Below are 23,803 nucleotides of genomic sequence, written 5' to 3' on the forward strand. Positions count from 1 at the left end.
CTTGAGCGCAGTCACCGGAGCCAACCCGCTCCGTGACGCCGCAGACCGACGGCTCCCGCGCATCGCGGGGCCGTCGGGTCTGGTGATCTTCGGTGTCACGGGCGATTTGTCCCGTAAGAAGCTGATGCCTGCCGTCTACGACCTCGCGAACCGGGGTCTGCTGCCGCCGGGCTTCTCCCTCGTCGGATTCGCCCGCCGCGAGTGGGAGGACGAGGACTTCGCACAGGAGGTCCACGAGGCGGTCAAACAGCACGCCCGCACCCCGTTCCGCGAGGAGGTGTGGCAGCAGCTGATCCAGGGGATGCGCTTCGTCCAGGGCGACTTCGACAGCGACGACGCCTTCGAGCAGCTGAAGTCCACCATCGAGGAGCTCGACAAGGCACAGGGCACGGGCGGCAACTTCGCCTTCTACCTCTCCGTGCCGCCGAAGTTCTTCCCCCTCGTCGTCCAGCAGCTCAAGAAGCACGGCCTGGCCGACCAGAGGAACGGCTCGTGGCGGCGCGCCGTCATCGAGAAGCCGTTCGGCCACGACCTGGAGTCCGCCAAGGAGCTCAACGAGGTCGTGCACGAGGTCTTCCCGCCCGAGGCGGTCTTCCGCATCGACCACTACCTCGGCAAGGAGACCGTCCAGAACATCCTGGCGCTCCGCTTCGCCAACACCCTCTTCGAGCCGATCTGGAACCGGTCGTACGTCGACCACGTGCAGATCACCATGGCCGAGGACATCGGCATCGGCGGCCGGGCCGGCTACTACGACGGCATCGGCGCGGCCCGTGACGTCATCCAGAACCACCTGCTCCAGCTGCTCGCGCTGACCGCGATGGAGGAGCCCGCCTCCTTCGACGCCGACGCGCTCGCGGCGGAGAAGACCAAGGTGCTCGGCGCGGTGAAGCTGCCCAAGGACCTGGCGAAGTCCACGGTCCGCGGCCAGTACGCGGCCGGGTGGCAGGGCGGCGAGAAGGCCGTCGGCTACCTGGAGGAGGACGGGATCGACCCGCAGTCGAAGACCGACACCTACGCGGCGATCAAGCTGGAGATCGACAACCGCCGCTGGGCGGGCGTCCCCTTCTATCTGCGCACCGGCAAGCGGCTCGGCCGCCGGGTCACCGAGATCGCGGTGGTCTTCCAGCGCGCCCCGCACTCCCCCTTCGACCAGACGGCCACGGAGGAGCTCGGGCAGAACGCCCTGGTCATCCGCGTCCAGCCGGACGAGGGCGTGACCATGCGCTTCGGCTCCAAGGTGCCGGGCACCCAGATGGAGGTCCGGGACGTGTCGATGGACTTCGCCTACGGCGAGTCCTTCACCGAGTCCAGCCCCGAGGCCTACGAGCGGCTCATCCTCGACGTCCTGCTCGGCGACTCCAACCTCTTCCCGCGGGTCGAGGAGGTCGAGCTGTCCTGGAAGATCCTCGACCCGATCGAGCGGTTCTGGGACGGGCACGGCAGGCCCGCGCAGTACCAGTCCGGGACCTGGGGTCCGGTCGAGGCGGACGAGATGCTCGCACGAGACGGCAGGAGCTGGCGCCGGCCATGAAGACCGACCTGACGGACACCACGTCCTCCAAGATCAACAAGGCGCTGGTGCTCGGGCGGCGGGCCATCGGCACCCCGGCCGTCGGCATGGTGCTCACCCTCGTCATCGTCACCGACGAGGAGAACGCCTACGACGCGCTGAAGGCGGCCAACGAGGCGTCCCGCGAGCACCCCTCGCGGACCCTCGTCGTCATCAAGCGGGTCTCGCGGGGACCGCGGGACCGCAGCAAGGCGCGGCTCGACGCCGAGGTCCGCCTCGGCGCCGACGCCAGCACCGGCGAGACGGTGGTGCTCCGGCTGTACGGCGAGGTCGTCGACCACGCCCAGTCGGTGGTGCTGCCGCTGCTGCTGCCGGACGCGCCGGTCGTCGTCTGGTGGCCGGTGAACGCGCCGGTCGACCCGGCGAGCGACCCGCTGGGCGCCCTCGCCCAGCGCCGGGTCACCGACACGTACGCCGCCGAGCAGCCCATCCAGGAGCTGACCGAGCGCGCGGACGCGTACACCCCGGGCGACACGGATCTGTCGTGGACCCGGATCACCCCGTGGCGGTCGATGCTGGCCGCCGCGCTCGACCAGGTCGCCTGCGAGGTGACCTCGGCCGAGGTCGAGGGCGAGGAGTTCAACCCGAGCGTCGAACTGCTCGCCATGTGGCTGGCGGACCGGCTGAAGATCCCGGTGCGGCGCTCCAAGTCGGGCGGCCCCGGCCTCACGTCCGTACGGATGGAGACCAGCACCGGTCCGATCGTGCTCGACCGGCCGGACGGCTCGCTCGCGACGCTCTCCATCCAGGGCCAGCCGGACCGGGCCGTGGCGCTCAAGCGCCGCGAGACCGCCGAGCTGATCGCGGAGGAGCTGCGCCGGCTCGACCCGGACGACACCTACGCCTCGGCGCTGCGCTTCGGTCTGGAGCGGCTCGACGAGGAGGCGGCGACGACCGCGCCCGAGGCCGTCATAGCGGCCGAGGACGTGTTCGTGGTCGAGGAGGTGGCCGAGGTCGAGGAGGCCGGGAAGGCCGGGGAGGCGCCCAAGCCGGCCGCGAAGAAGTCCCCGGCGAAGGCCACGGCCAAGAAGGCGGCGGCCAAGTGAGCGCCCCTCAGCTGGTCGTGCACCGCGACAAGGAGCTGATGGCCGAGGCCGCCGCGGCCCGGCTGATCACGAAGATCGTGGACGCCCAGGCCGCCCGCGGCTCCGCGTCGGTGGTGCTCACCGGCGGCCGCAACGGCAACGGGCTGCTCGCGGCGCTGCGTGCGGCGCCCGCCCGGGACGCGATCGACTGGTCGCGGCTCGACCTGTGGTGGGGCGACGAGCGCTTCCTCCCCGAGGGCGACCCGGAGCGCAATGTCACCCAGGCCCGCGAGGCGCTGCTGGACAGCGTCCCGCTGGACCCGGCACGGGTGCACGCGATGCCGGCCTCGGACGGTGCGTACGGCTCCGACGTGGAGGCCGCGGCCGAGGCCTACGCGACGGAGCTCGCGGCGGCCGCCGCTCCCGGCGACCACGGCGGGGTGCCGACCTTCGACGTGCTGATGCTGGGCGTCGGCCCGGACACCCATGTCGCCTCGCTGTTCCCGGAGCTGCCGGCGGTCCGCGAGACGGAGCGGACGGTGGTGGGCGTGCACGGCGCGCCGAAGCCGCCGCCCACCCGGATCTCGCTGACCCTTCCGGCGATCCGGGCCGCGAAGGAGGTCTGGCTGCTCGCGGCCGGCGCGGACAAGGCGAAGGCCGCCGCCATCGCGCTGTCCGGCGCGGGTGAGGTGCAGGCCCCGGCGGCCGGCGCCCGCGGCCGGGCGCGCACGCTGTGGCTGCTCGACGCGGCCGCGGCGGCCGAGCTGCCGCGCGGCCTGTATCCGCCGGCCTCGGCCTGATTCCCGTACAGGGAGGCCCGGTTCACCTGTCGGTGGGCCGGGCCTCCGGCGTTTCCCGGCCGGGTACGGGTTCCAGGAAGGGCGTGAGCAGATCCGGTACGGCCTCGGCGGCGAAGGCCAGGCCCTGGCTCTCGCCCGCGTCGTACACGTCGTACGCACCCTCGCCGGCGGCCGTGGTGGCGCTCAGCGTGAGCACGCCCGACCGGCGCTGGAACCAGGACTGCTTGACGGTCCAGCCGATCACCCCGGTGCGCTGGAGCGCGACGGTGGAGCGCCGTACGGTGCCGGAACGGGTCACCAGGAAGGCGCCGCTGACGCCGTGTCCGAGATTGCGGTAGGCGTCGAGGGCGAGCAGCACGAAAAGCGGGGTGAGCACGACGGCGACGCCGCCCGCGAGATAGAGCAGCACGGGTGTGAGCCAGGCGCCGAGGGCGGCGAGGACGGCGGCCGGGCCGAGCGCGGCCCAGAGCGCCCACCCCAGGCGTCGCCTCCGGGCGGCCCGGGGGTGGGCGGCGAGCGCCGCGCTCGTGGGCGGTTCGGTCTCGCGGAGCACGCTCGCGGCGACCCGGTCGGCGACGGCGCGCGGCGCGGGCGGCAGCAGGTTCTTGAGGTCGGCGTGCTTGTCGTCGTCGTCCTGGGCGAGCCCGGTGGCGACGGCGTCGACGCGGGCGGCGTGGAACAGGCGTACACCGAGGGGTTCGACGAGTTCGACGCCGCGCAGCCGGCGCTCCTCCAGGGAGACGGAGCGGGCGGTGAACAGACCGCGGCGGACCCGGAGGGTGCCGCCGGGCTCGCGCTCCAGGCGGTAGTGGGCCCACATCTCGGTCCACAGGCCGAGCGCGCCGATCATGCCGGCGAGGGTGGCGAGCAGCACGAGGTCGACGATCATCCAGGGCAGCGAGACGTCCTCGAAGCGGTCCCCTATCCAGTGGATGACCTTGTCCTGGGCGCCGAACCAGTCGCTGACCTGCATCACGGCCCCGGCGGCGGCGCCGCCGAGCAGCGGGGCGACGAAGGAGACCGGAGCGTAGCGGATCCAGTGCGGGTCGAGGGTCGCGAGCACGCCGTCGTGGGCGGCGTCCTCGGCGGTGCCGGCCGGGCGGGCGAGCAGGGTGCGGCGCAGCTGTTCGCCCTCGGCCCGGGTGACCAGGTCGAGTTCGAGGGTGGATTCGCCGTCGGTGTGCTCGCCGGTGCCGATGCGGACCTTGACCAGGCCGAGGAGGCGCTGCAGCGGGTTGGCGGTGAGGTCGACGCTGCGGATGCGTTCGCGGGCCAGCGAGCGCCGTTTGACGACCAGAAGCCCGGTGTGGAGGTCGACGCGTTCGGCGCCGACGCGGTAGCGGGTGCGGCGCAGCCGGATCCAGTCGGCGGTGGTGCCGCCGCCGATGAGCAGCGCGGCTCCGGCGAGCACCCAGGCGGCGGCCTGCCAGAGCGGGCGGGAGCCGGAGGAGAGGCTGAGGAGGGCGGGCAGCGCGGCGCCGGCGGCGACGCCGCACAGGACGGCGGCCCCGGCGAGCACCGTACGGGGTGCGAGCTGCCGCCAGTCCTCGCTCATGTGGCGTCCCCGGGGGTGGCGCGGGTGATCGCGGTGAGCCGTTCGGCGAGCCCGGCGGCGAGCTCGTGGTCCAGGCCCTCGATCCGGATCGCGCCCTTGGAGGAGGCGGTGGTGACGGTGACGGTGGCGAGCCGGAAGGCCTGTTCGAGCGGGCCGCGCACGGTGTCGACGGTCTGGATCCGGGACATGGGCGCGATCCGCCACTCCTGCCAGAGGGCGCCGGTGCGCACGTACACGGCCTCCTCGGTGACCTCCCAGCGGTGCACCCGGTACCACCAGGCGGGGAGGAACGCGGTGCAGCCGAGGCCGAGCACCGCCACGGCGCCGGCCGCGGCGAGCAGCCAGGTGCTCGCCGGGCCGATGAGGCCGCCGAGCACGGCCAGGACGCCGGCCGGTGCGGCGGTGGCCAGCAGGAGCCGGGTCCGCCACCAGCCGACGGCCCGCCCGTCGAGCGGGTTCCTCGGCGGGCGCAGCCGTACCTCGTCCGTCGCGTTCCTCCCCCCAGTCACCGGATCAGCCCCGGTCGCGCAGCGCGCGGTAGGCCGCGACGAGTCCGGCGGTGGACGAGTCGAGCCCCTCGCCGCCGGTCCCGTCCGTCAGCACCGGCTCGATCTTCTTGGCGAGGACCTTGCCGAGCTCGACGCCCCACTGGTCGAAGGAGTCGATGTTCCAGACGGCGCCCTGGACGAAGACCTTGTGCTCGTAGAGGGCGACGAGCTGGCCGAGCACGGAGGGGGTGAGGGCGTCGGCCAGGATGGTGGTGGTGGGGTGGTCGCCCTTGAAGGTCTTGTGCGGGACGAGCTCCTCGGGCACGCCCTCGGCACGCACCTCCTCGGGCGTCTTGCCGAAGGCGAGGGCCTGGGTCTGGGCGAAGAAGTTCGCCATCAGCAGGTCGTGCTGGGCGACCAGGCCGGGCAGCAGGTCGGCGACGGGCTTCGCGAAGCCGATGAAGTCGGCCGGGATGACCTTGGTGCCCTGGTGGATCAGCTGGTAGTAGGCGTGCTGGCCGTTGGTGCCGGGGGTGCCCCAGACGACCGGGCCGGTCTGCCAGTCGACCGGCTGTCCGTCGCGGGTGACGGACTTGCCGTTGGACTCCATGTCGAGCTGCTGGAGGTACGCGGTGAACTTCGACAGGTAGTGCGAGTACGGCAGTACGGCGTGCGACTGGGCGTCGAAGAAGCCGCCGTACCAGATGCCGAGGAGGCCGAGGAGCAGCGGCGCGTTCTCCTCGGGCGGGGCGGTGCGGAAGTGCTCGTCGACGAGGTGGAAGCCGTCGAGCATCTCGCGGAAGGCGTCCGGGCCGATGGCGATCATCAGGGAGAGGCCGATGGCGGAGTCGTAGGAGTAGCGTCCGCCGACCCAGTCCCAGAACTCGAACATGTTGGCCGTGTCGATGCCGAAGTCCTCGACCTTCTCGGCATTGGTCGACAGGGCCACGAAGTGCTTGGCGACGGCCTCCTGACCGGCCCGCAGCTCGGTGAGCAGCCAGTCGCGGGCGGAGGTGGCGTTGGTGATCGTCTCGATGGTGGTGAAGGTCTTCGAGGCGACGATGAAGAGGGTCTCGGCGGCGTCGAGGTCGCGGACGGCCTCGTGGAGGTCGGCGCCGTCGACGTTGGAGACGAAACGGAACGTCAGATCGCGCCGGGTGTAGCCGCGCAGCACCTCGTAGGCCATGGCGGGGCCGAGGTCGGAGCCGCCGATGCCGATGTTGACGATGTTCTTGATCGGCTTGCCGGTGTGACCCGTCCACTCGCCGGCGCGCACCTTGTCCGCGAAGGCGCCCATCTTGTCGAGGACGGCGTGCACCTCGGGGACCACGTTCTCGCCGTCGACCTCGACGACCGCGCCGCGCGGGGCGCGCAGCGCGGTGTGCAGGACGGCACGGTGCTCGGTGTTGTTGATCTTCTCGCCGCGGAACATGGCGTCGCGCAGCTCGGCCACGCCGGTGGCGGCGGCCAGTTCGCGCAGGAGGCGCAGGGTCTCGTCGGTGACCAGGTGCTTGGAGTAGTCCAGATAGAGGTCGCCGACCCGCAGCGTGAACGCGCTGCCGCGCTCGGGGTCGGCGGCGAACAGCTCGCGCAGATGGGGTTCGCCCAGCTGCTCACGGTGCTTGCCGAGGGCCGCCCACTCGGGCAGCTGGTTGAGCCTGCTACGGCCTGCGTTGTTCATCTCGGACATCGCCCATTTCTTCGTCTTGCTGCTTCGTGCCCCGCTGTCTCCAACCTAGTTGATCGGGCACCCGATTCCCGTTCCGTGCCCGCCGCGTGGAAGGGGTCGCCGGAAACGGGCGCCGGAAACGACGGAACGGGCCCTGCGCACAGAGCCCGTTCCATCGGTTCTCAGATCTCGCCCCGCAGCTTCGCGAGCGCCTCCGCGAGGATCGCCTCGCCGTCCGCGTCGCTGCGCCGCTCCCGCACGTACGCGAGGTGCGTCTTGTACGGCTCGGTGCGCGGCGGGTCCGGCGGGTTGTCCCGGTCCTGACCGGCCGGGAAGCCACAGCGGGGGCAGTCCCAGGTGTCCGGGACCTGTGCGTCGCTGGCGAAGCTCGGCTGGGTCTCGTGCCCGTTCGAGCACCAGAAGGAGATCCGGAGACGCGGTGCCGACTCGCCCCGCTCGGCCTCGCCCATCGGCCCCGCGCCGACCCGGCTTCCCCGGATCGCGTTGCCACTTGCCACGGTCGTAACTCCCTGCGTGATGGTGCTCGAAGATGCCCCAGTCTACGTAAGGCCCAACGCGCGTCCAGTGATTGGAGTTACCCGTCCATCTTCATCAGCAGACCAAGTACGACAATGCAGGCGAACCACAGCAGACCGACCACGACGGTGATGCGGTCCAGGTTGCGCTCGGCGACCGAGGAGCCACCGACGGAGGACTGCATGCCGCCACCGAACATGTCGGAGAGGCCGCCGCCCTTCCCCTTGTGCATCAGCACGAGCAGCATCAGCAGCGCACTGAAGACGATCAGGGCGATCGAGAACCCCATAACCACGGCTGGACCAACTTCCTCGGACTTATACGGACGGGGGCCGGGCCTCGTACCTGCCCGACCCCCGCAAGGGTACGACGGATCCCGTCCGCCGCTCTACATCATCACTGGTCGCGGAATCGCACGATCTTGACGAACTCGTCGGCGTCCAGCGAGGCACCGCCGACCAGGGCGCCGTCGATGTCGGCCTGGGCCATGATCTCGGCCACGTTGCCGCTCTTGACGGAGCCGCCGTACTGGATGCGGACCTTGTCGGCCAGCTCCTGCGAGTACAGCTCGGCGAGCTTGCCGCGGATCGCCCCGCAGACCTCCTGGGCGTCGTCGGCGCCGCAGACCTTGCCGGTGCCGATGGCCCACACCGGCTCGTAGGCGATCACGATCGTCTCGGCCTGCTCGGCCGGGATGTCCTTCAGGCCGCCCTCGACCTGGGCCAGGGTGTGCGCGACGGCGTCGCCGGCCTCGCGGACGTCCAGCTCCTCGCCGACGCACAGGATCGGGGTCAGGCCGTGCTGGAAGGCCGCCTTCACCTTGGCGTTGCAGAGCTCGTCGGTCTCGGCGTGGTACTGGCGGCGCTCGGAGTGGCCGACGGCCACGAAGGCGCACTTCAGCTTGGACAGCATCGCGCCGGAGATCTCACCGGTGTACGCGCCGGACTCGTGCGCCGAGAGGTCCTGGGCGCCGTACTTGATCTTCAGCTTGTCGCCGTCGACCAGGGTCTGCACGGAGCGCAGGTCGGTGAAGGGGACCAGGACGGCGACCTCGACGGCGTCGTAGTCCTTGTCGGTCAGGGCGAAGGCGAGCTTCTGGACGTGGGCGATGGCCTCCAGGTGGTTGAGGTTCATCTTCCAGTTGCCCGCCATCAGCGGGGTGCGGGTGGTGCTCATGGAAAGGTCAGTCCTCCAGTGCGACGAGGCCGGGGAGCTGCTTGCCCTCGAGGTATTCGAGGGAGGCGCCGCCGCCGGTCGAGATGTGGCCGAAGGCATTCTCGTCGAAGCCGAGCAGCCGGACGGCCGCGGCCGAGTCGCCGCCGCCGACCACGGTGAAGGCCGGGGAGTCGAGCAGGGCCTGCGCGACGGCCTGGGTGCCGCCCGCGTAGTCGGGGTGCTCGAAGACGCCCATCGGGCCGTTCCAGAAGACGGTGCCCGCGTCGGCGAGCTTCGCGGCGTAGAGCTCGCGGGTCTTCGGGCCGATGTCCAGGCCCTCCTCGGTGGCCGGGATGGCGTCCGCGGCGACCGTGGTGGGGTTGGCCGGGGCCTTGGTCTTCAGGTCCGGGAAGTCGGCGGAGACCAGGACGTCGACCGGGAGCACGAACTCCACGCCGCGCTTCTCGGCGCGGGCGAGGTACTCGAGGCAGGCCGGGATCTGGTCCTCCTGCAGCAGCGAGATGCCGACCTCGTGGCCCTTGGCCTTGAGGAAGGTGTACGCCATGCCGCCGCCGACCAGGATGCGGTCGGCCTTCTCCAGGAGGTGGTCGATCACGCCGAGCTTGTCGGAGACCTTGGCGCCGCCGAGGACGACGACGTAGGGCCGCTTGACCTCGTCGGTGAGCTTCTTCAGGACGCCGACCTCGGTGGCGATGAGGTAGCCCGCGGCGTGCGGCAGCCTGGCGGGGAGGTCGAAGACCGAGGCGTGCTTGCGGTGCACGGCGCCGAAGCCGTCGCCGACGTACAGGTCGGCGAGCTCGGCCAGCTGCGCGGCGAAGGCCGCGCGCTCGGCGTCGTCCTTCGAGGTCTCGCCGGCGTTGAAGCGCAGGTTCTCGATGACGGCCACCCGGCCGTCGGTCAGGCCCGCGACGGTCGCCCTGGCCGACTCGCCGACCGTGTCGGTCGCGAAGGCCACGTCGGCGCCGAGCAGTTCGCCGAGCCGCGCGGCGGCCGGGGCGAGCGAGAACGCCGGGTCCGGGGCGCCCTTGGGGCGGCCGAGGTGGGACGCGACCACGACCCGGGCGCCGGCCTCGGCGAGCGCCTTGACGGTCGGGACGACGGCGCGGATGCGCCCGTCATCGGTGATGGTGGTGCCGTCGAGGGGCACGTTGAGGTCGGCGCGGACGAACACCCGCTTGCCGGTGACGCCCTCGGCGAGCAGCTCGTCGATCGTCTTCATCTGTTTCTCTGACTCCTTGGTACACGCGGTGGAGCACACGACACAGGGCTCGCACAGTGCGCCATCGCACTGCCCGAGCCCTGCTTCACATCGAAAGCCCGCTCAGAAGCTTAGAGAGCTTAGAGCTGGCCGCCGACGAAGACGGTGAGGTCGACGAGACGGTTGGAGTAACCCCACTCGTTGTCGTACCAGCCGAGAACCTTGACCGAGTTGCCCTCCTGGACCATCGTCAGCGACGAGTCGAAGGTGCAGGAAGCCGGGTCGCTCACGATGTCCGAGGAGACGATCTCGTCCTCGGTGTAGAACAGGATGCCCTTGAGCTCGCCGTCCGCGGCCTTCTTGAACGCGGCGTTGACCTCGTCCTTGGTGACCTCGCGGGAGAGCTCGACGACCAGGTCGGTGACCGAACCGGTCGGGACGGGCACGCGCATGGCCATGCCGTCGAGCTTGCCCTTGAGCTGTGGGAGGACCAGGGCGGTGGCCTTGGCGGCACCCGTCGTGGTCGGGATGATGTTCTCCGCGGCGGCACGGGCGCGGCGCAGGTCCTTGTGCGGGAAGTCCAGGATGCGCTGGTCGTTGGTGTACGCGTGGACCGTGGTCATCAGACCGCGGACGATGCCGAAGTTCTCGTCGAGGACCTTGGCCATCGGCGCGACGCAGTTGGTCGTGCACGAGGCGTTGGAGATGACGTCGTGGCTGGCCGGGTCGTACTTGTCCTGGTTGACACCCATGACGATGGTGATGTCCTCGTCCTTGGCCGGGGCCGAGATGAGGACCTTCTTCGCGCCGCCCGCGAGGTGCTTGGCGGCGTCCTCGCGCTTGGTGAAGATGCCGGTGGACTCGATGACGATGTCGACGCCCAGCTCGCCCCACGGGATGTCGGCCGGGTTGCGCTCGGACAGCACCTTGATGGTGTGGCCGTCGACGGTGATGGTGTCGGCGGTGTGGGTCACCTCGGCCTTGAGGCGGCCCAGAATGGTGTCGTACTTCAGCAGGTGAGCCGTGGTCGCGGTGTCGCCCAGATCGTTGACGGCCACGACCTCGATGTCGGCACCCTGCTCAAGGAGCGCGCGGAAGTAGTTGCGACCGATACGGCCAAAGCCGTTGATGCCTACGCGGATCGTCACGAACCGATCTCCTCGTTAGGTACGCCGGGTTTCGACGCCCGGCGAGCTTCTCTTTTGGGATGTCCCCGACCGCTTACGACCCTACCTCTCCAGATGGCTCCGCGTGACATCGAGTGCAGCGCTACACGCCCGGAAAGTGCCGGAAAAAGGCCGACAGCCCTTGCCTACCAACGGGTAAGGGCTGTCGAGGGACCTTGGCCCCCACTACACAGAGTGACGAAAACCGGTGCTCGCCTGAGCGCCCGAATCAGCGTCGGAGCGAAGTAAGCGCCCTATTGAGCAGAGTCGCCCGTTCCGTCGCATTCGGCACGTGCTCCAGGCCGAAGCCGAACAGGACGGTGTCACGGGTGGTGACCGCGGCCTGGGAGTGGAAGAGGGCCTCGGAACGCGTCCAGTCACTTCCGTTGCCGGGGCTTCCGGCCGGCGGGCCCGGGACGGACCAAGCGCCCATTCCGGTCTCGAAGCCCTCGGTGCCGGTCGCCGGGCCCGCCGAGAGGGTCAGCTCGTCGACGAACACGCCCGTCTCACCGGTGCCCGGGTCGGACACGTACGAGATCGCCAGCTCGACCTGCCTGCCCGCGTAGGCGCTCAGGTCGACGCGCGCCTGCCGCCAGCCGTTGGAGGGGCCGGTGAAGGCGTGCCAGGCGCCGGTGGTGCCGGTGGCGGCGCAGCCGCCGTCCTGGCCGACGGTGAGGTAGTGCGCCAGGAAGGGGTGGTCCCGGACGTAGTAGCCCTCGCCGCAGTCGGCGGGCGGTGCGGCGGAGGTGCCGCCGTTGGCGTCGGGCAGGGTGGTCCAGTCGTCCTGGCCGACGGTGTGGGCCTCCACCACGAGGTTGTCGTAGCCCGGCTCGGTGTCGTAGCTGACCTGGAAGGTCAGGTTCGGCCGCTCGGCCGCGCTCACCCCGGTGAGGTCCACGGTCCGGCTCAGCCGGCCCCAGGTGCCGTCGGTGTGGCGCAGCGCGGCGAAGCGGCTGCCCGCGTACGGCTCGAAGGGGGTCTTGAGGCCCGGGTAGTCGCCGCCGGCAGCGCTGCTCGCGAACTGCGGGAAGCGGTCCGGGGCGAGGGTGTCGGAGGTGACGGTGAAGGCGCCGGCGTTGTCGAGCGGGTTGCCGGCGGCGGCACCGAGTGCCGCCCCGCTGCCGCCGAGCCGGCCGGATCCCGCGAAGGAGGCGGGGCCGTCGAGCCCGACCCGGCGGAAGGCGCCGAGGTAGTACTGGGCGAAGTCGTTGGACTGGGCGCGGCCGACCTGGACCTGCCCGCCGGACTTCTCGCCCGCGTTGATCAGCTTGCCGCCCTCGTTGAGATAGGCGCGGACGGCGAGCAGGGAGGCCCCGGAGGGCTGCTCGGCGCCGGTGTACCAGACGACGGTACGGAAGTGGCTCAGCACGCCGAGGGCGTGCGGGGCGCCCTGGGTGGCGACGTCCCACACGGCGGCCCGGCGGCCGTTCGCGGCGAGCGCCTTCACATAGGCGTCGGTGTGCCGCGCGGGGGCGGTGCCGCCCTCCTCGGCGAGGACGAGGACGTCGCCGCGGGGCCGCTCGGCCACGGTGTACGTGAACGGGGCGGACGCGGTCGTCCTCCCGGCTCGGGTGCGGGCGGTGAACCAGACCTCGACCCTGTCGCCGGTACGGGCGCCCTGGACCTCGGCGCGGTACTGGTCGAAGTAGAGGTTGTCCTCGCCGCCCCAGGTCTCGCCGCCCTTCCAGGCCTCCAGGCCGGCGCGGTGGGTGCGGCCGCCGTTGATCCGGTAGTTCAGGGTCTTGCCGCGCAGGGACTTGCGGGCGGTGACCGCGACCTCCTGGGCGCCGCCGCCCGCGTACGAGGTGGCGAAGGCGTCCGGCGTGAAGTCGGGGGCCTCGACGCCGACCGGGGAGACCGGGGTGTCCGGGTGGGCGCTGGACTCGGCGACGGCGAGCGCGAACGGGATGTTCTTCGCGAACTCGGCCTGGATCAGCTTCTCGTCGTCCGGGAAGGTGAAGACGGAGGCGCAGTCGGCCGGGTCCCAGGCGTCGTTCGGGTCGACCCGGGAGACGGTGGCGCAGGTCGACATCTCCGGGGTGAACATCTGTGTCCCGTTGACGTTGGCGGCGTGCCCGTCCGCCTCGCCGTTGGTGGTGTAGAGCTCGGAGGAGAGCTGCGAGCGGTAGCCGGGGATCGCGGGCCGCTGCGGGGTGCCGGCGAGCGCCTTGAGGGCCACGTCGTCCGGGGTGTCGGTGGCGACCTGCCAGCCCACGCCGTAGAGCAGCAGCTGGGCGGCCGAGTGGTAGTTGATGGCGTAGCGGAAGCCGATGCGCTTCTCGAAGGCGTCGAGCGCCCGGGTCTCCGGCTCGGACATGGCGGCCGGGCCGCGGTAGGTCTCGTCGGCCGGGTCGGGCGAGGAGCCCTCGTCGTCGTAGCCCCACTTGTGGCCGAAGTTGCGGTTGAGGTCGACGCCGTCGCCGGAGCCGATCCGGCCGTCGCCGTTGTTGTCCCGCAGGTTCTTGCGCCACTGGCGGTTGGCGGGGTCGGCGTGGGTGTGGTCGTAGCCGTCCGGGTTGGCCGAGAGCACGAACCACAGCTCCGTGGTGTCCACGAGCTTCGTGATCCGCGGGTCCTTGCCGTAGCCGTCCAGGTAGTGGTGCATCAGCCGCCGTGTCATCTCCGGCGTGATCCACTCACGGGCGTGCTGGTTGGACAGGTACAGCGTGGCCGGCCTGCTGCCGTCCCCGGTCTTGGCGGCGCCCTTGCTCACCTTGAGGGCCAGGATGTCCTGGCCCTTCACGGTCTTGCCGATGGAGACCACCTTGGTCAGCCCGGGGTTGGCCCGGGCCGTGTCCACGATCTCCTGCTTGAGGCCGCCCTTGCCGCCGTACGGGCGGAAGACGCCGTCCCCGGCGGCCGCGACCCGCTTCTCGGCCTGCGCCCCGAGAGTGTGCTCGGCGATCTCGACGCCCCGCCGGCGCAGCTGACCGGCCTGCGCGTCGGTGAGGTAGAGCTCGACGGTGGCGGAGCCCCTGGCGGGCACCTGCTCGGTCAGCTCGTGGGCGTCGGTGCCGGCGTCGAGGAGCAGCGGCAGCTGTTCCTTCGTCACCTCGGCCCGCCAGACGGAGACATGCTCGAAGTCCCCGTCCTGGTGCTCGGGTTGCGCTCCCGCGACGGGTGCCGCCGCCAGGCCCGCGATGACCAGTGATGCAGTGGCGAGGATCGCTCCCGCTCCGCGTCTCATCAGCCCCCCTTGCTGTCGTCTGCCACGAATGTGAACAGACGCCAGGCTCGTGGCGGCTCATACCCCTGTCAAGGGTGCCTCCGGCGCGTCGGCGCAGGGCCGTTCAAACGGAACTGCCGGTACCTCAGAAAGGCACCGGCAGCGGGGAGTTGGGGCTTCCGGGATCCCCCGGCGGCTCGTTCGGCCCGGTTCAGCCGACCAGGCTGTCGTCCAGCTCCTCCGTCAGATTGGACTCGGTCCCGGGGATGCCCAGGTCCTGGGCCCGCTTGTCGGCCATGGCGAGCAGCCGGCGGATCCGGCCGGCCACCGCGTCCTTGGTGAGCGGCGGGTCGGCGAGCGCGCCCAGCTCCTCCAGGGAGGCCTGCTTGTGCTCCATGCGCAGCCGGCCCGCGGCGGCGAGGTGCTCGGGCACCTCCTCGCCGAGGATCTCCAGGGCCCGCTGCACCCGGGCGCCCGCGGCGACCGCGGCACGGGCCGAGCGGCGCAGGTTGGCGTCGTCGAAGTTGGCGAGGCGGTTGGCGGTGGCGCGGACCTCGCGCCGCATCCGGCGCTCCTCCCAGGCGAGCACCGACTCGTGCGCGCCGAGCCGGGTCAGCAGGGCGCCGATCGCGTCGCCGTCGCGGACCACGACCCGGTCCACGCCGCGTACCTCACGGGCCTTGGCGGCGATGGAGAGCCGGCGGGCGGCGCCGACCAGGGCCAGGGCAGCCTCCGGGCCGGGGCAGGTGACCTCCAGGGAGGAGGAGCGGCCCGGCTCGGTCAGCGAGCCGTGTGCCAGGAACGCGCCGCGCCAGGCCGCCTCGGCGTCACAGGTGGCCCCGGAGACCACCTGCGGGGGCAGGCCCCGGATGGGGCGGCCGCGGCCGTCCACCAGACCGGTCTGCCGGGCCAGCTGGTCGCCGCCGGCGACCACGCGGACCACGAAGCGCGAGCCGCGGCGCAGTCCGCCGGGGGCCATCACGATCAGCTCCGAGCTGTGCCCGAAGATCTCCAGGATGTCCCGCTTCAGCCGGCGCGCCGCCATCGCGGTGTCCAGCTCCGCCTCGATCACGATCCGGCCGCTCACCAGGTGCAGCCCGCCCGCGAACCGCAGGATCGACGAGACCTCGGCCTTCCTGCAGCAGGTCCGGGTGACGGGGAGCCGGGAGATCTCGTCCTTCACCGCTGCCGTCATCGCCATGGGCCGATCCTTCCATGCATCCGAAAAATACGGTCGTACGCGGCGGCCAACAGCTCCGGGTCGTGCTTCGGAGCGCCGTCGGGCCGGGCCACCGGCGCCAGCTCGACCGCGGCGCCGAGCCGCTTGGCGGCTTCGGCGAGGGGTTCTCTTGCCGACGCGTCGGGTACGGCGGCCTCGTCGGCCAGCACCACGTCCAGGGCGAGTTTAGGGGCGTGTCGTGCCAAAACCTCCAAATGACGCTGCGGGGAGAAGCCCTCGGTTTCTCCCGGCTGCGGCGCGAGGTTCAGCGAGAGCACCCGGCGGGCCTTGGTCTCCATGAGCGCGTCGAGCAGCTCGGGCACGAGCAGGTGCGGGATCACCGAGGAGAACCAGGAGCCGGGACCGAGCACCACCCAGTCCGCGTCGAGCACCGCGGCGACCGCCTCGGGCACGGCCGGCGGGTCGTGCGGCACCAGGTGCACGGACTGGACCTCGCCCGGGGTGAGTGCCACGGTGGCCTGCCCGCGCACGGTGTCCACGTCGTGCGGGCGCTCCGGATCATGGCCCCTGACCAGGGCCTGGAGCTCCAGCGGCACGGCCGACATGGGCAGCACCCGGCCCTGCGCGCCGAGCAGCCGGCCGACCAGGTCCAGGGCCAGGACGGGGTCGCCGAGCTGCTCCCAGAGGGCGACGATCAGCAGGTTGCCGACGGCGTGGCCGCCCATGTCGCCCTTGGACTGGAAGCGGTGCTGGATGACCCGGGCCCAGGTCTGGCCCCAGTCGTCGTCGCCGCACAGCGCGGCGAGCGCCTTGCGGAGGTCTCCCGGGGGCAGCACGCCCAGCTCCTCGCGGAGCCGGCCGCTGGAGCCCCCGTCGTCGGCGACGGTGACCACGGCGGTCAGGTCGCCGGTGATCCGGCGCAGGGCGGCGAGGGAGGCGGACAGGCCCATGCCGCCGCCGAGCGCGACGACCTTGGGCTGGGCGCCGCGCCTGCGGAGCGCACGCCGCACCGAGAGGGTGGGCGTGCGCCTGCGGTACTGCTTCACTCGCGCCCCATGTCCCGGTGGACGACGACGGTCTCGACGCCCTCGGCGGCGAGACGGGCGGCCAGCTTCTCGGCGGTGGCGACGGAGCGGTGCTTGCCGCCCGTACAGCCGACCGCGATGGTCACGTAACGCTTGCCCTCGCGCCGGTAGCCGGCGGCGATCAGCTGCAGCAGCTCGGTGTAGCGGTCCAGGAACTCCTTGGCACCGGGCTGGTTGTAGACGTAGTTCGCGACCTCCTCGTTGAGGCCGGTGAAGGGGCGCAGCTCGGGGACCCAGTGCGGGTTCGGCAGGAAGCGCATGTCGACGACCAGGTCGGCGTCGACCGGCAGGCCGTACTTGAAGCCGAAGGACATCACGGTGGCCCGCAGCTCGGGCTCCTCGTCGCCCGCGAACTGGGCGTCCATCTTCGCGCGCAGTTCGTGCACGTTGAGGCTGGAGGTGTCGATCACCAGGTCGGCGTCGCCGCGCAGCTCGCGCAGCAGGTCGCGCTCGGCGGCGATGCCGTCGACGATGCGGCCGTCGCCCTGGAGCGGGTGGGGCCGGCGGACCGACTCGAAGCGCCGGACCAGGGCCTCGTCGGAGGACTCCAGGAAGACGATCCGGCGGGTGACCTGCTTGGCGTCGAGGTCGGCCAGGGACTCGCGGAGATTGTCGAAGAACTGGCGGCCGCGGACGTCGACGACGACCGCGATCCGGGCCACGTTCCCCTGGGAGCGGGCGCCGAGCTCCACCATGGTGGGGATCAGCGCGGGCGGCAGGTTGTCGACGACGAACCAGCCGAGGTCCTCCAGGCACTTCGCCGCGGTGGACCGGCCGGCGCCGGACATGCCGGAGATGATCACCAGCTCGGGGATGGCCGCGTCGGCGTTGTTCTCGCCGGCGGGCTCCGTCGTGCCCGTACTCATGTCTGGTGCTCCGTCTTCGTACTCGTGCTGCTCGTGTTCGTGCTGCTCGTGTTCGTGCTGCTCGTGTCGTTCGTGCTCGGTCATGCGGTGGTGCCCCCGTCGTCTTCCATGATCTCTCCTGTGGCCGTGTTCACGGCGGGCGCGGCCGGGGCCGCCTGCGCGAGGGCCACCGCCACGGCCTCGGCCGTCTTGCGGCCCATGCCGGGGACCTCGCAGATCTGCTCGATTGTCGCCTGCCGGAGCCGTTTGACCGAGCCGAAATGCTTGATGAGGGCTTGTTTCCGGGTGTCGCCGAGACCGGGGATCGCGTCCAGGGGGCTGGTACGGATGCGCTTGTTCCGCTTGGACCGCTGGTAGCGGATGGCGAAGTCGTGAGCCGTGTCACGCACCCGCTGGAGGAGGTACAGGCCCTCGCTGGTGCGGGGCAGCACCACCGGGTCGTCGTCGTCGGGCAGCCAGACCTCCTCCAGGCGCTTGGCGAGGCCGCAGACGGCGATGTCGTCGATGCCGAGCTCGTCCAGGGCCCGGCGGGCGGCGGCGACCTGCGGCTGCCCGCCGTCGACGACGACGAGCTGCGGCGGGTACGCGAAGCGCTTGGGCCGTCCGTCCTCGTCAGAGGCCTCGCCGTCGACCCATTCCCCCGTCTTCTCCTTCTCCAGGAGGTAACGCCTGAAGCGGCGGCTGATCACCTCGTGCATGGACCGGACGTCGTCCTGACCCTCGCCGTGCCAGATTTGCGTGTCTCCGACACGACCCTTGATCTGGAAGCGGCGGTACTCGCTCTTGCGGGGCAGGCCGTCCTCGAAGACCACCATGGAGGCCACCACGTCCTCGCCCTGGAGGTGCGAGATGTCGAAGCACTCGATGCGCAGCGGCGCCGAGTCCAGGTCCAGGGCCTCGGCGATCTCCTCCAGGGCCCGGGAGCGGGTGGTCAGGTCGCTGGCCCGCTTGGTCTTGTGCAGTACGAGGGCCTGCTGCGCGTTCCGCGCGACCGTCTCCATCAGGTCCTTCTTGTCGCCGCGCTGCGGGACGCGCAGGGACACCAGGGAGCCGCGGCGCCCGGAGAGCCAGGCGGTGACCGCCTCGGCGTCCTCCGGCAGTGCCGGGACCAGGACCTCCTTGGGCACCGCGTCGCCGCTCTCCTCGCCGTACAGCTGCTGGAGGGCGTGCTCCACGAGGCCGGCGGTGTCGACGGCCTCGACCTTGTCGGTGACCCACCCGCGCTGGCCGCGCACCCGGCCGCCGCGCACGTGGAAGATCTGCACGGCCGCCTCCAGCTCGTCCTCGGCGAGGGCGATCAGGTCGGCGTCGGTGGCGTCGGCGAGCACCACCGCGTTCTTCTCCATGGCCTTGCGCAGCGCCCCTATGTCGTCGCGCAGCCGGGCGGCCTTCTCGTACTCCATGTCCTCCGCCGCGAGCATCATCCGCTTCTCCAGGCGGCGCAGGTACGTGCCGGTGCGGCCGGCCATGAAGTCGCAGAACTCCTCGGCCAGTTCGCGGTGCTCGACCGGGGTGACCCGGCCGACGCAGGGCGCCGAGCACTTGCCGATGTAGCCGAGCAGGCAGGGCCGCCCGGCGGAGGCGGCGTTGCGGAAGACGCCGGCGGAGCACGTCCGTACGGGAAACACCCGCAGCATCAGGTCGACGGTCTCTCGGATGGCCCACGCGTGCGCGTACGGCCCGAAATAGCGCACGCCCTTCTTCTTGTGGCCGCGCATGACCTGGACGCGGGGGAACTCCTCGTTCAGCGTCACCGCGAGATACGGGTAGCTCTTGTCGTCCCGGTACTTCACGTTGAACCGGGGGTCGAACTCCTTGATCCAGGAGTACTCCAGCTGCAGCGCCTCGACCTCGGTGGACACCACGGTCCACTCCACGGACGCGGCCGTGGTCACCATCGTCGCCGTGCGCGGGTGCAGGCTCGTCAGCGGCTGGAAGTAGTTCGCCAGCCGCTGACGCAGGGACTTCGCCTTGCCGACGTAGATCACCCGACGGTGCTCGTCACGGAATTTGTAGACCCCGGGCGAGTCGGGGATCTGTCCCGGCTTGGGGCGGTAGCTGGAGGGGTCGGCCATGGTTCCCACCCTACTGGCGGGGACCGACACTCAGACCGTGCGCGCTGGTTGGCGGAGGGTGACGCGGGTCCTCGCCGTTCCCGCCGTGGGCATACGTCCCGGGGCGGGACGGGAGCCTCAGGTCCTGCGGGACGCACGGCGGCGGATCGCCCTGGTCGCTGTCAGCGCCAGGGCGAGCAGTGCGCCCGCGCCCGCCGCCGTGGAGGCGAGGGTCACGGCGGGGTCGTCGTGGGCCGGGGCCGGGGACGACGCGTCGTAGCCGCCCGCCGCCCCCTTCCTCGCGTAGACCGAGCCCGGGAGCTTGTCGCCGTACGCCCGGGTGACGCGGGCGCGGTACGCGGCGAGGGTCGTGCCGTTCCGGCCGACCGCCCGGACCGCGTCCTCGTCCAGGGGCAGCACCTTCGTGCCCTTCTGGACGTACCAGGCGTCGATCTGCGGCTCGCGGAACACCGTCCCGCCGGGGAGCGCGCGCCGGCCCGCCGCGTCGTAGCGGCGTTCGTCGTCGCCGGTGGCGATGTTCACCACCTGCCAGTCGCCGCCGGCCGTGCGCACGGTCCACAGGGAGGCGGTCCGGCCGTCGGCGGCGACCGCCGTGCTCGCGTGGAACTCGACCCGGGCCACCGGCGCCCCCGGCTTCCCGGCGACGAAGTCGGGCGACAGGATCCGGACAGGGACGGACGCGCCCTCGATCCGGGGTTTGGCGGCGGACCGCGCAGGAGAGCCGGCTCCCTCGGCGGCGTCCCGCGCGAAGAAGCGCGCCACCGTGTCGAGCGTCCCCGGCGCGGCCGCCGCCTGGTCCGGGGTCGTCGCGGTCGCCGGGGCCACGACGGCCTCCGCCGGGACCGCGCCGAGCCCGATCGTCAGGACCGCCGCACCGAGCACCGCCCGTATCCGTGCGTTCGTCATCGCCGTCACGCCCCGATCCGGTAGAGCGAGTGGGTCCAGGAGAAGGAGCCGTTGTTCACGTACCAGGCGTGCGAGGCCCAGTTGTAGCGGTCGCTCGACGGCCACGGGTCGCCCCAGTACACCCAGCCGTCGGCGTCGTCGTAGCCGTAGAGGACGTGCATGTGACCGCCGCCGCTCGCCCACTGGATGCGGGTCTCGACCGGCCGGTTCGCGTTGATCTCGGTCTGCACGGTCGAGTAGCGCAGCCAGCCGTTCACGTACGAGCCGGGGTTGATGCCCGCCCAGCTCAGTCCGTCCTGGACGTCGGCCAGCGTGGCCTGCCAGTTGGGGCAGTCGTAGCCCTGCTGCCGCCCGAAGGCGGCGTTGCAGAACTGGTTCTGCGAGTAGGTGCGGCCGAACCAGGTGGCGATGGTGTTGCCGCCGGCCGCCCAGCACCAGTTGGTCTTCTGCTGGGCCTGCATGGTGATGTTCAGGCGCTTGGACGCGTAGGTGGAGACGTCCTCCACGAGGACGTCCTCGCCGTCCGACACGCCGATCGGCGCGGCGGACGCCGGCGTGGCGGGGACGAGGAACAGGGCGGCGGCTGCGACAAGCACCGCCAGGGCCTTTCTGCTGCGCATCGCGTTCCTCCCGGGGTGGGGATGTGGGGAGTGGGTGGGGGGAGAGGAGCGCGTCCGGACGCTGCCTGGAGCATCGGACGTTGTCCGGATCGGGTCAACACGCTTCAATGCGGGGTGACGGCGGGCCGTGAACGGTGTGACCCGGATGTGAACGGCCGTCCCCTGCCCACCTGCCCGCCCGCCCCGGCGGCGCGCGCTCCGCCGCCCCCTGCCGTGAACGTTCACTGAGGAGTCCTCGTGGGCCACACCGAGGCCGATCTGGTGCAGCTGCTGCACACCGGGCCGTTCCACCTGGCGCTGCGCACGGCGCTCGCGGTGCGCGGGCTGTCGCTCCAGCGGGTGCAGCACCATCTGGCCCACCGGGGCGTCAAGGTCGGTGTGACCTCGCTGAGTTACTGGCAGCAGGGGGCCCGGCGGCCGCAGCGGCCGGAGTCGCTGAAGGCGGTGCGGGCACTTGAGGAGGTGCTCCAGCTGCCCGGCGACTCGCTGCTCCGGCTGCTCCGCGAGGACGCCTCAGGACGCGCCGAGGTCGAGCGCCCGGCGGCCCGCTCGTACCGCTCGCTGCTCGAGGCCTCCGGGGTGGTGGAGCAGCTGCTCGCGGAGCTGGAGTGCCCGGCGGACGGCGGGCTGCACACGGTGGGCCACCAGGAGCGGGTGCGGATCGGCGCGGGGCGCGAGCTGCTCGGCCGCGACTCGCAGCAGGTGGTGCGGGCGCACCGGGACGGCGTCGACCGCTATCTCGCGATCCACCGGGGCGATCCGGGCTGCGACCCGTCCCGGGTGGAGGTGCGGGCGACGGAGAACTGCCGCACGGGCCGGGTGCGGCGGCACGCGGAGACCGGGGTGTGCGTGGCCGAGCTGCTCTTCGACACCCGGCTGCGGGCCGGGGACACGTATCTCTTCTCGTACGGCTTCGAGGACGGCACCGGCGGGCCGAGCCGGGAGTACGTGCGGGGCTTCGGCTTCGCCGGCGGGCAGTACGTGCTCCAGGTCCGCTTCGACGAGACGGCCCTGCCGGTGCGCTGCCGGCGGTTCGCGCAGGCCTCGACGGGCGCGCCGCGCGGCGGCCGGGCCGAGCTGACCCTGAGCGGCCGGAACCGCGCGGTGCACGTGGTGGAGCAGGGGGTGCGCCCGGGGATCCTCGGGATCGAGTGGGACTGGTCCTGACGGGCGGGCCGGAGTCCGCTCCGGCTACGCCTTCGGGCCGGCGATCAGCTTGCCGTTCTCGACGCGGACCGGGACCTCGGGGAGCGGCACGGTCGCCGGGCCCTGGACGGCCTTGCCGGTGGTCACGTCGAAGCGGCTGCCGTGGCAGGGGCAGTTGCCCTCGTTGTCCTCGATCTTGTCCAGGACGCAGCCGGCGTGGGTGCACTGGGCGCTGAACGCCTTGTACTCGCCCTTGGCCGGGCAGTGCACCAGGAGCCGCTGCTCGCGGTAGAGCTTGGCGCCGCCGACGGGGATCTCGTCGGGCGCGCCGAGGGCGACCGGGGCGGTGGGGGTCGGGTCCTGGGCGTGGCCGACCTTGGAGTCGGTGGAGCAGGCGGCGACACCCAGCCCGGCGGCCCCGGCGAGGGCGGCGCCTTTGAGGACGGTGCGGCGGGTGGACTGGCCGGACATGAGCGCTCCACGGAGTCGGATCGGGGACGGGACAGGCGGTCCCAGAAGGGACCGAACCGACGATACCGGCGCGTACGCAGGGGCCGACGGGCGGGTCGGCGGGCAGACCGCGGCCCGCGGGTCGTCGGGCGGATCGGCGGGGCCGTGGCTGTCGGCCCGCGCCGGTGATGGGTTACGTTCCGGTGCGTGATCGTCGTCGCCGGTGAGTCCCTGATCGACCTGGTCCCCGACGGGGCGCCGGGCCCCTTGGCCCCGCTGCTGCCCCGGCCGGGCGGCGGCCCGTACAACACCGCCGTGGCCCTGGGGCGGCTCGGCGCGGACGTGGCCTTCTGCTCGCGGGTGTCGACGGACGTCTTCGGCGAGGCGCTGGTGGAGCGCCTTGTCGCGGCGGGGGTGGCGACGGGGCTCGTCCAGCGGGGTCCCGAGCCGACCACGCTCGCGGTGGCCGCCGTGGGGCCGGACGGCTCGGCGCGCTACGGCTTCTACGTGGAGGGCACGGCCGACCGGCTCTTCGAACTCCCCGAGCGGCTGCCGGAGGGGGTGCGGGCGGTGGCCTTCGGGACCTGCTCCCTGGCCCTGGAGCCGGGCGCGAGCGCGTACGAGGCGCTGCTGCGGCGCTCGGCGCGGGAGGGCCTGCTCACGCTGCTCGACCCGAACGTCCGGCCGGGGCTGATCCCGGACGCGGACGCCTACCGTAAGCGCTTCGCGGGCTGGCTGCCGGACGTCTCCCTGCTGAAGGTCTCGGAGGAGGACACGGCCTGGCTGGGCGGCTCCCCCGCCGAGTGGGCGACTGCCGGGCCGGCGGCCGTGGTGCTGACCCGGGGCGGCGACGGCCTGACGGTGTTCACCCGGGAGTACGAGGTGTCGGTACCGGGCGTGCGGGTGCCGGTGGTGGACACGATCGGCGCGGGCGACACGGTGAACGCGGCTCTGCTGCACGGCCTGGCGGGTCGCATGCCGGACGCGCTCGACCGGACGGACTGGCACGAGCTGCTCACGTTCGCCGCGCGGGCGGCGGCGGTCACCTGTACCCGGGCGGGCGCGGAGCCGCCGTACGCCCACGAGCTCATCGACGGCTGAGGGGCTGAGGCGGCTGAGGGG

Annotated in this window: 21 protein-coding genes; 5 read left to right on the forward strand and 16 right to left on the reverse strand. The window is 72.0% G+C overall.

Going from position 1 to position 23,803, the window contains the following annotated elements:
- Position 1: 1 nt before the first annotated feature.
- The 3 genes from zwf to pgl are packed head-to-tail and all read left to right on the forward strand — an operon-like array spanning position 2 to position 3,398.
- Positions 2–1,534, forward strand: a complete 1,533-nt coding sequence (gene zwf, locus AB0M18_RS10050) for a glucose-6-phosphate dehydrogenase (protein WP_365756359.1) — start codon at positions 2–4, stop codon at positions 1,532–1,534.
- A complete protein-coding gene (opcA, locus tag AB0M18_RS10055) occupies positions 1,531–2,619 on the forward strand; it encodes a glucose-6-phosphate dehydrogenase assembly protein OpcA (protein WP_365756360.1) in 1,089 nt (362 codons plus the stop codon). The genes zwf and opcA overlap by 4 nt, the downstream gene beginning before the upstream one ends.
- Positions 2,616–3,398: a 6-phosphogluconolactonase gene (pgl, locus tag AB0M18_RS10060; protein ID WP_365756361.1), complete on the forward strand. Its 783-nt coding sequence runs from the start codon at positions 2,616–2,618 to the stop codon at positions 3,396–3,398. Before opcA ends, pgl begins: the two co-directional genes overlap by 4 nt.
- A 22-nt stretch (positions 3,399–3,420) precedes the next feature.
- Here pgl and AB0M18_RS10065 read toward each other — a convergent pair whose 3' ends face one another.
- From AB0M18_RS10065 to AB0M18_RS10135, 15 genes are all read right to left on the reverse strand, one after another.
- A complete protein-coding gene (locus tag AB0M18_RS10065) occupies positions 3,421–4,953 on the reverse strand; it encodes a PH domain-containing protein (RefSeq protein WP_365756362.1) in 1,533 nt (510 codons plus the stop codon).
- A complete protein-coding gene (locus AB0M18_RS10070) occupies positions 4,950–5,462 on the reverse strand; it encodes a PH domain-containing protein (protein ID WP_365756363.1) in 513 nt (170 codons plus the stop codon). The genes AB0M18_RS10065 and AB0M18_RS10070 overlap by 4 nt, the downstream gene beginning before the upstream one ends.
- Before the next feature lie 4 nt (positions 5,463–5,466).
- Complete coding sequence (pgi, locus tag AB0M18_RS10075; RefSeq protein ID WP_365756577.1) at positions 5,467–7,122, reverse strand: glucose-6-phosphate isomerase; 1,656 nt, start codon at positions 7,120–7,122, stop codon at positions 5,467–5,469.
- Between the two features lie 170 nt (positions 7,123–7,292).
- A complete protein-coding gene (locus tag AB0M18_RS10080; RefSeq protein WP_003957010.1) occupies positions 7,293–7,628 on the reverse strand; it encodes an RNA polymerase-binding protein RbpA in 336 nt (111 codons plus the stop codon).
- Between the two features lie 77 nt (positions 7,629–7,705).
- Complete coding sequence (secG, locus tag AB0M18_RS10085) at positions 7,706–7,936, reverse strand: preprotein translocase subunit SecG (RefSeq protein ID WP_265866124.1); 231 nt, start codon at positions 7,934–7,936, stop codon at positions 7,706–7,708.
- A 107-nt stretch (positions 7,937–8,043) separates the two neighbouring features.
- Entirely contained in the window at positions 8,044–8,799 is a 756-nt protein-coding gene (gene tpiA, locus AB0M18_RS10090; protein WP_365756578.1) for a triose-phosphate isomerase, read from the reverse strand.
- Positions 8,800–8,830: 31 nt separating this feature from the next.
- Complete coding sequence (locus AB0M18_RS10095) at positions 8,831–10,042, reverse strand: phosphoglycerate kinase (protein ID WP_365756364.1); 1,212 nt, start codon at positions 10,040–10,042, stop codon at positions 8,831–8,833.
- 119 nt (positions 10,043–10,161) lie between these two features.
- Positions 10,162–11,169, reverse strand: coding sequence for a type I glyceraldehyde-3-phosphate dehydrogenase (gap, locus tag AB0M18_RS10100; protein WP_365756365.1), 1,008 nt, complete (start codon positions 11,167–11,169; stop codon positions 10,162–10,164).
- A 247-nt stretch (positions 11,170–11,416) separates the two neighbouring features.
- On the reverse strand, positions 11,417–14,374 hold the full coding sequence (locus AB0M18_RS10105) for a M14 family zinc carboxypeptidase (protein WP_365756366.1): 2,958 nt from the start codon (positions 14,372–14,374) through the stop codon (positions 11,417–11,419).
- Positions 14,375–14,564: 190 nt separating this feature from the next.
- Positions 14,565–15,554 (reverse strand): DNA-binding protein WhiA, encoded by a 990-nt coding sequence (whiA, locus tag AB0M18_RS10110; protein WP_030205188.1) that lies wholly within the window; start codon positions 15,552–15,554, stop codon positions 14,565–14,567.
- Complete coding sequence (gene yvcK / locus AB0M18_RS10115; protein ID WP_365756367.1) at positions 15,545–16,579, reverse strand: uridine diphosphate-N-acetylglucosamine-binding protein YvcK; 1,035 nt, start codon at positions 16,577–16,579, stop codon at positions 15,545–15,547. The genes whiA and yvcK overlap by 10 nt, the downstream gene beginning before the upstream one ends.
- Positions 16,576–17,484: an RNase adapter RapZ gene (gene rapZ / locus AB0M18_RS10120; RefSeq protein ID WP_365756368.1), complete on the reverse strand. Its 909-nt coding sequence runs from the start codon at positions 17,482–17,484 to the stop codon at positions 16,576–16,578. Before rapZ ends, yvcK begins: the two co-directional genes overlap by 4 nt.
- 80 nt (positions 17,485–17,564) lie before the next feature.
- A complete protein-coding gene (gene uvrC, locus AB0M18_RS10125) occupies positions 17,565–19,559 on the reverse strand; it encodes an excinuclease ABC subunit UvrC (RefSeq protein WP_365756369.1) in 1,995 nt (664 codons plus the stop codon).
- 117 nt (positions 19,560–19,676) lie between these two features.
- A complete protein-coding gene (locus AB0M18_RS10130; protein WP_365756370.1) occupies positions 19,677–20,465 on the reverse strand; it encodes a hypothetical protein in 789 nt (262 codons plus the stop codon).
- Between the two features lie 5 nt (positions 20,466–20,470).
- Positions 20,471–21,085: a papain-like cysteine protease family protein gene (locus AB0M18_RS10135; RefSeq protein WP_365756371.1), complete on the reverse strand. Its 615-nt coding sequence runs from the start codon at positions 21,083–21,085 to the stop codon at positions 20,471–20,473.
- A 237-nt stretch (positions 21,086–21,322) separates the two neighbouring features.
- On the opposite strand from AB0M18_RS10135, the gene AB0M18_RS10140 reads away from it, so the two are divergent.
- Entirely contained in the window at positions 21,323–22,252 is a 930-nt protein-coding gene (locus AB0M18_RS10140) for a hypothetical protein (protein WP_365756372.1), read from the forward strand.
- Positions 22,253–22,276: 24 nt separating this feature from the next.
- Here the strand turns inward: AB0M18_RS10140 and AB0M18_RS10145 are convergent, their stop codons facing one another.
- Entirely contained in the window at positions 22,277–22,702 is a 426-nt protein-coding gene (locus AB0M18_RS10145) for a Rieske (2Fe-2S) protein (protein WP_365756373.1), read from the reverse strand.
- Positions 22,703–22,888: 186 nt separating this feature from the next.
- Here AB0M18_RS10145 and AB0M18_RS10150 point away from each other — a divergent pair, with 186 nt between their 5' ends.
- Positions 22,889–23,782 carry a carbohydrate kinase gene (locus AB0M18_RS10150; protein ID WP_365756374.1) on the forward strand — a complete coding sequence of 298 codons (894 nt, stop codon included), beginning with the start codon at positions 22,889–22,891 and terminating at the stop codon, positions 23,780–23,782.
- Positions 23,783–23,803 lie beyond the last annotated feature (21 nt).

Origin of the sequence: Streptomyces sp. NPDC051909 (assembly GCF_040681095.1) — a bacterium.
GTDB lineage: Bacteria > Actinomycetota > Actinomycetes > Streptomycetales > Streptomycetaceae > Streptomyces.

Coding starts and splice junctions, on each gene's coding strand:
- whiA (WP_030205188.1), bottom strand. CDS start 15,554: ATGGCGATGACGGCAGCGGTGAAGGACGAGATCTCCCGGCTCCCCGTC.
- AB0M18_RS10135 (WP_365756371.1), bottom strand. CDS start 21,085: ATGCGCAGCAGAAAGGCCCTGGCGGTGCTTGTCGCAGCCGCCGCCCTG.
- pgi (WP_365756577.1), bottom strand. CDS start 7,122: ATGAACAACGCAGGCCGTAGCAGGCTCAACCAGCTGCCCGAGTGGGCG.
- tpiA (WP_365756578.1), bottom strand. CDS start 8,799: ATGGCGGGCAACTGGAAGATGAACCTCAACCACCTGGAGGCCATCGCC.
- uvrC (WP_365756369.1), bottom strand. CDS start 19,559: ATGGCCGACCCCTCCAGCTACCGCCCCAAGCCGGGACAGATCCCCGAC.
- AB0M18_RS10105 (WP_365756366.1), bottom strand. CDS start 14,374: ATGAGACGCGGAGCGGGAGCGATCCTCGCCACTGCATCACTGGTCATC.
- rapZ (WP_365756368.1), bottom strand. CDS start 17,484: ATGAGTACGGGCACGACGGAGCCCGCCGGCGAGAACAACGCCGACGCG.
- AB0M18_RS10145 (WP_365756373.1), bottom strand. CDS start 22,702: ATGTCCGGCCAGTCCACCCGCCGCACCGTCCTCAAAGGCGCCGCCCTC.
- opcA (WP_365756360.1), top strand. CDS start 1,531: ATGAAGACCGACCTGACGGACACCACGTCCTCCAAGATCAACAAGGCG.
- AB0M18_RS10095 (WP_365756364.1), bottom strand. CDS start 10,042: ATGAAGACGATCGACGAGCTGCTCGCCGAGGGCGTCACCGGCAAGCGG.
- AB0M18_RS10130 (WP_365756370.1), bottom strand. CDS start 20,465: ATGACGAACGCACGGATACGGGCGGTGCTCGGTGCGGCGGTCCTGACG.
- AB0M18_RS10065 (WP_365756362.1), bottom strand. CDS start 4,953: ATGAGCGAGGACTGGCGGCAGCTCGCACCCCGTACGGTGCTCGCCGGG.
- secG (WP_265866124.1), bottom strand. CDS start 7,936: ATGGGGTTCTCGATCGCCCTGATCGTCTTCAGTGCGCTGCTGATGCTG.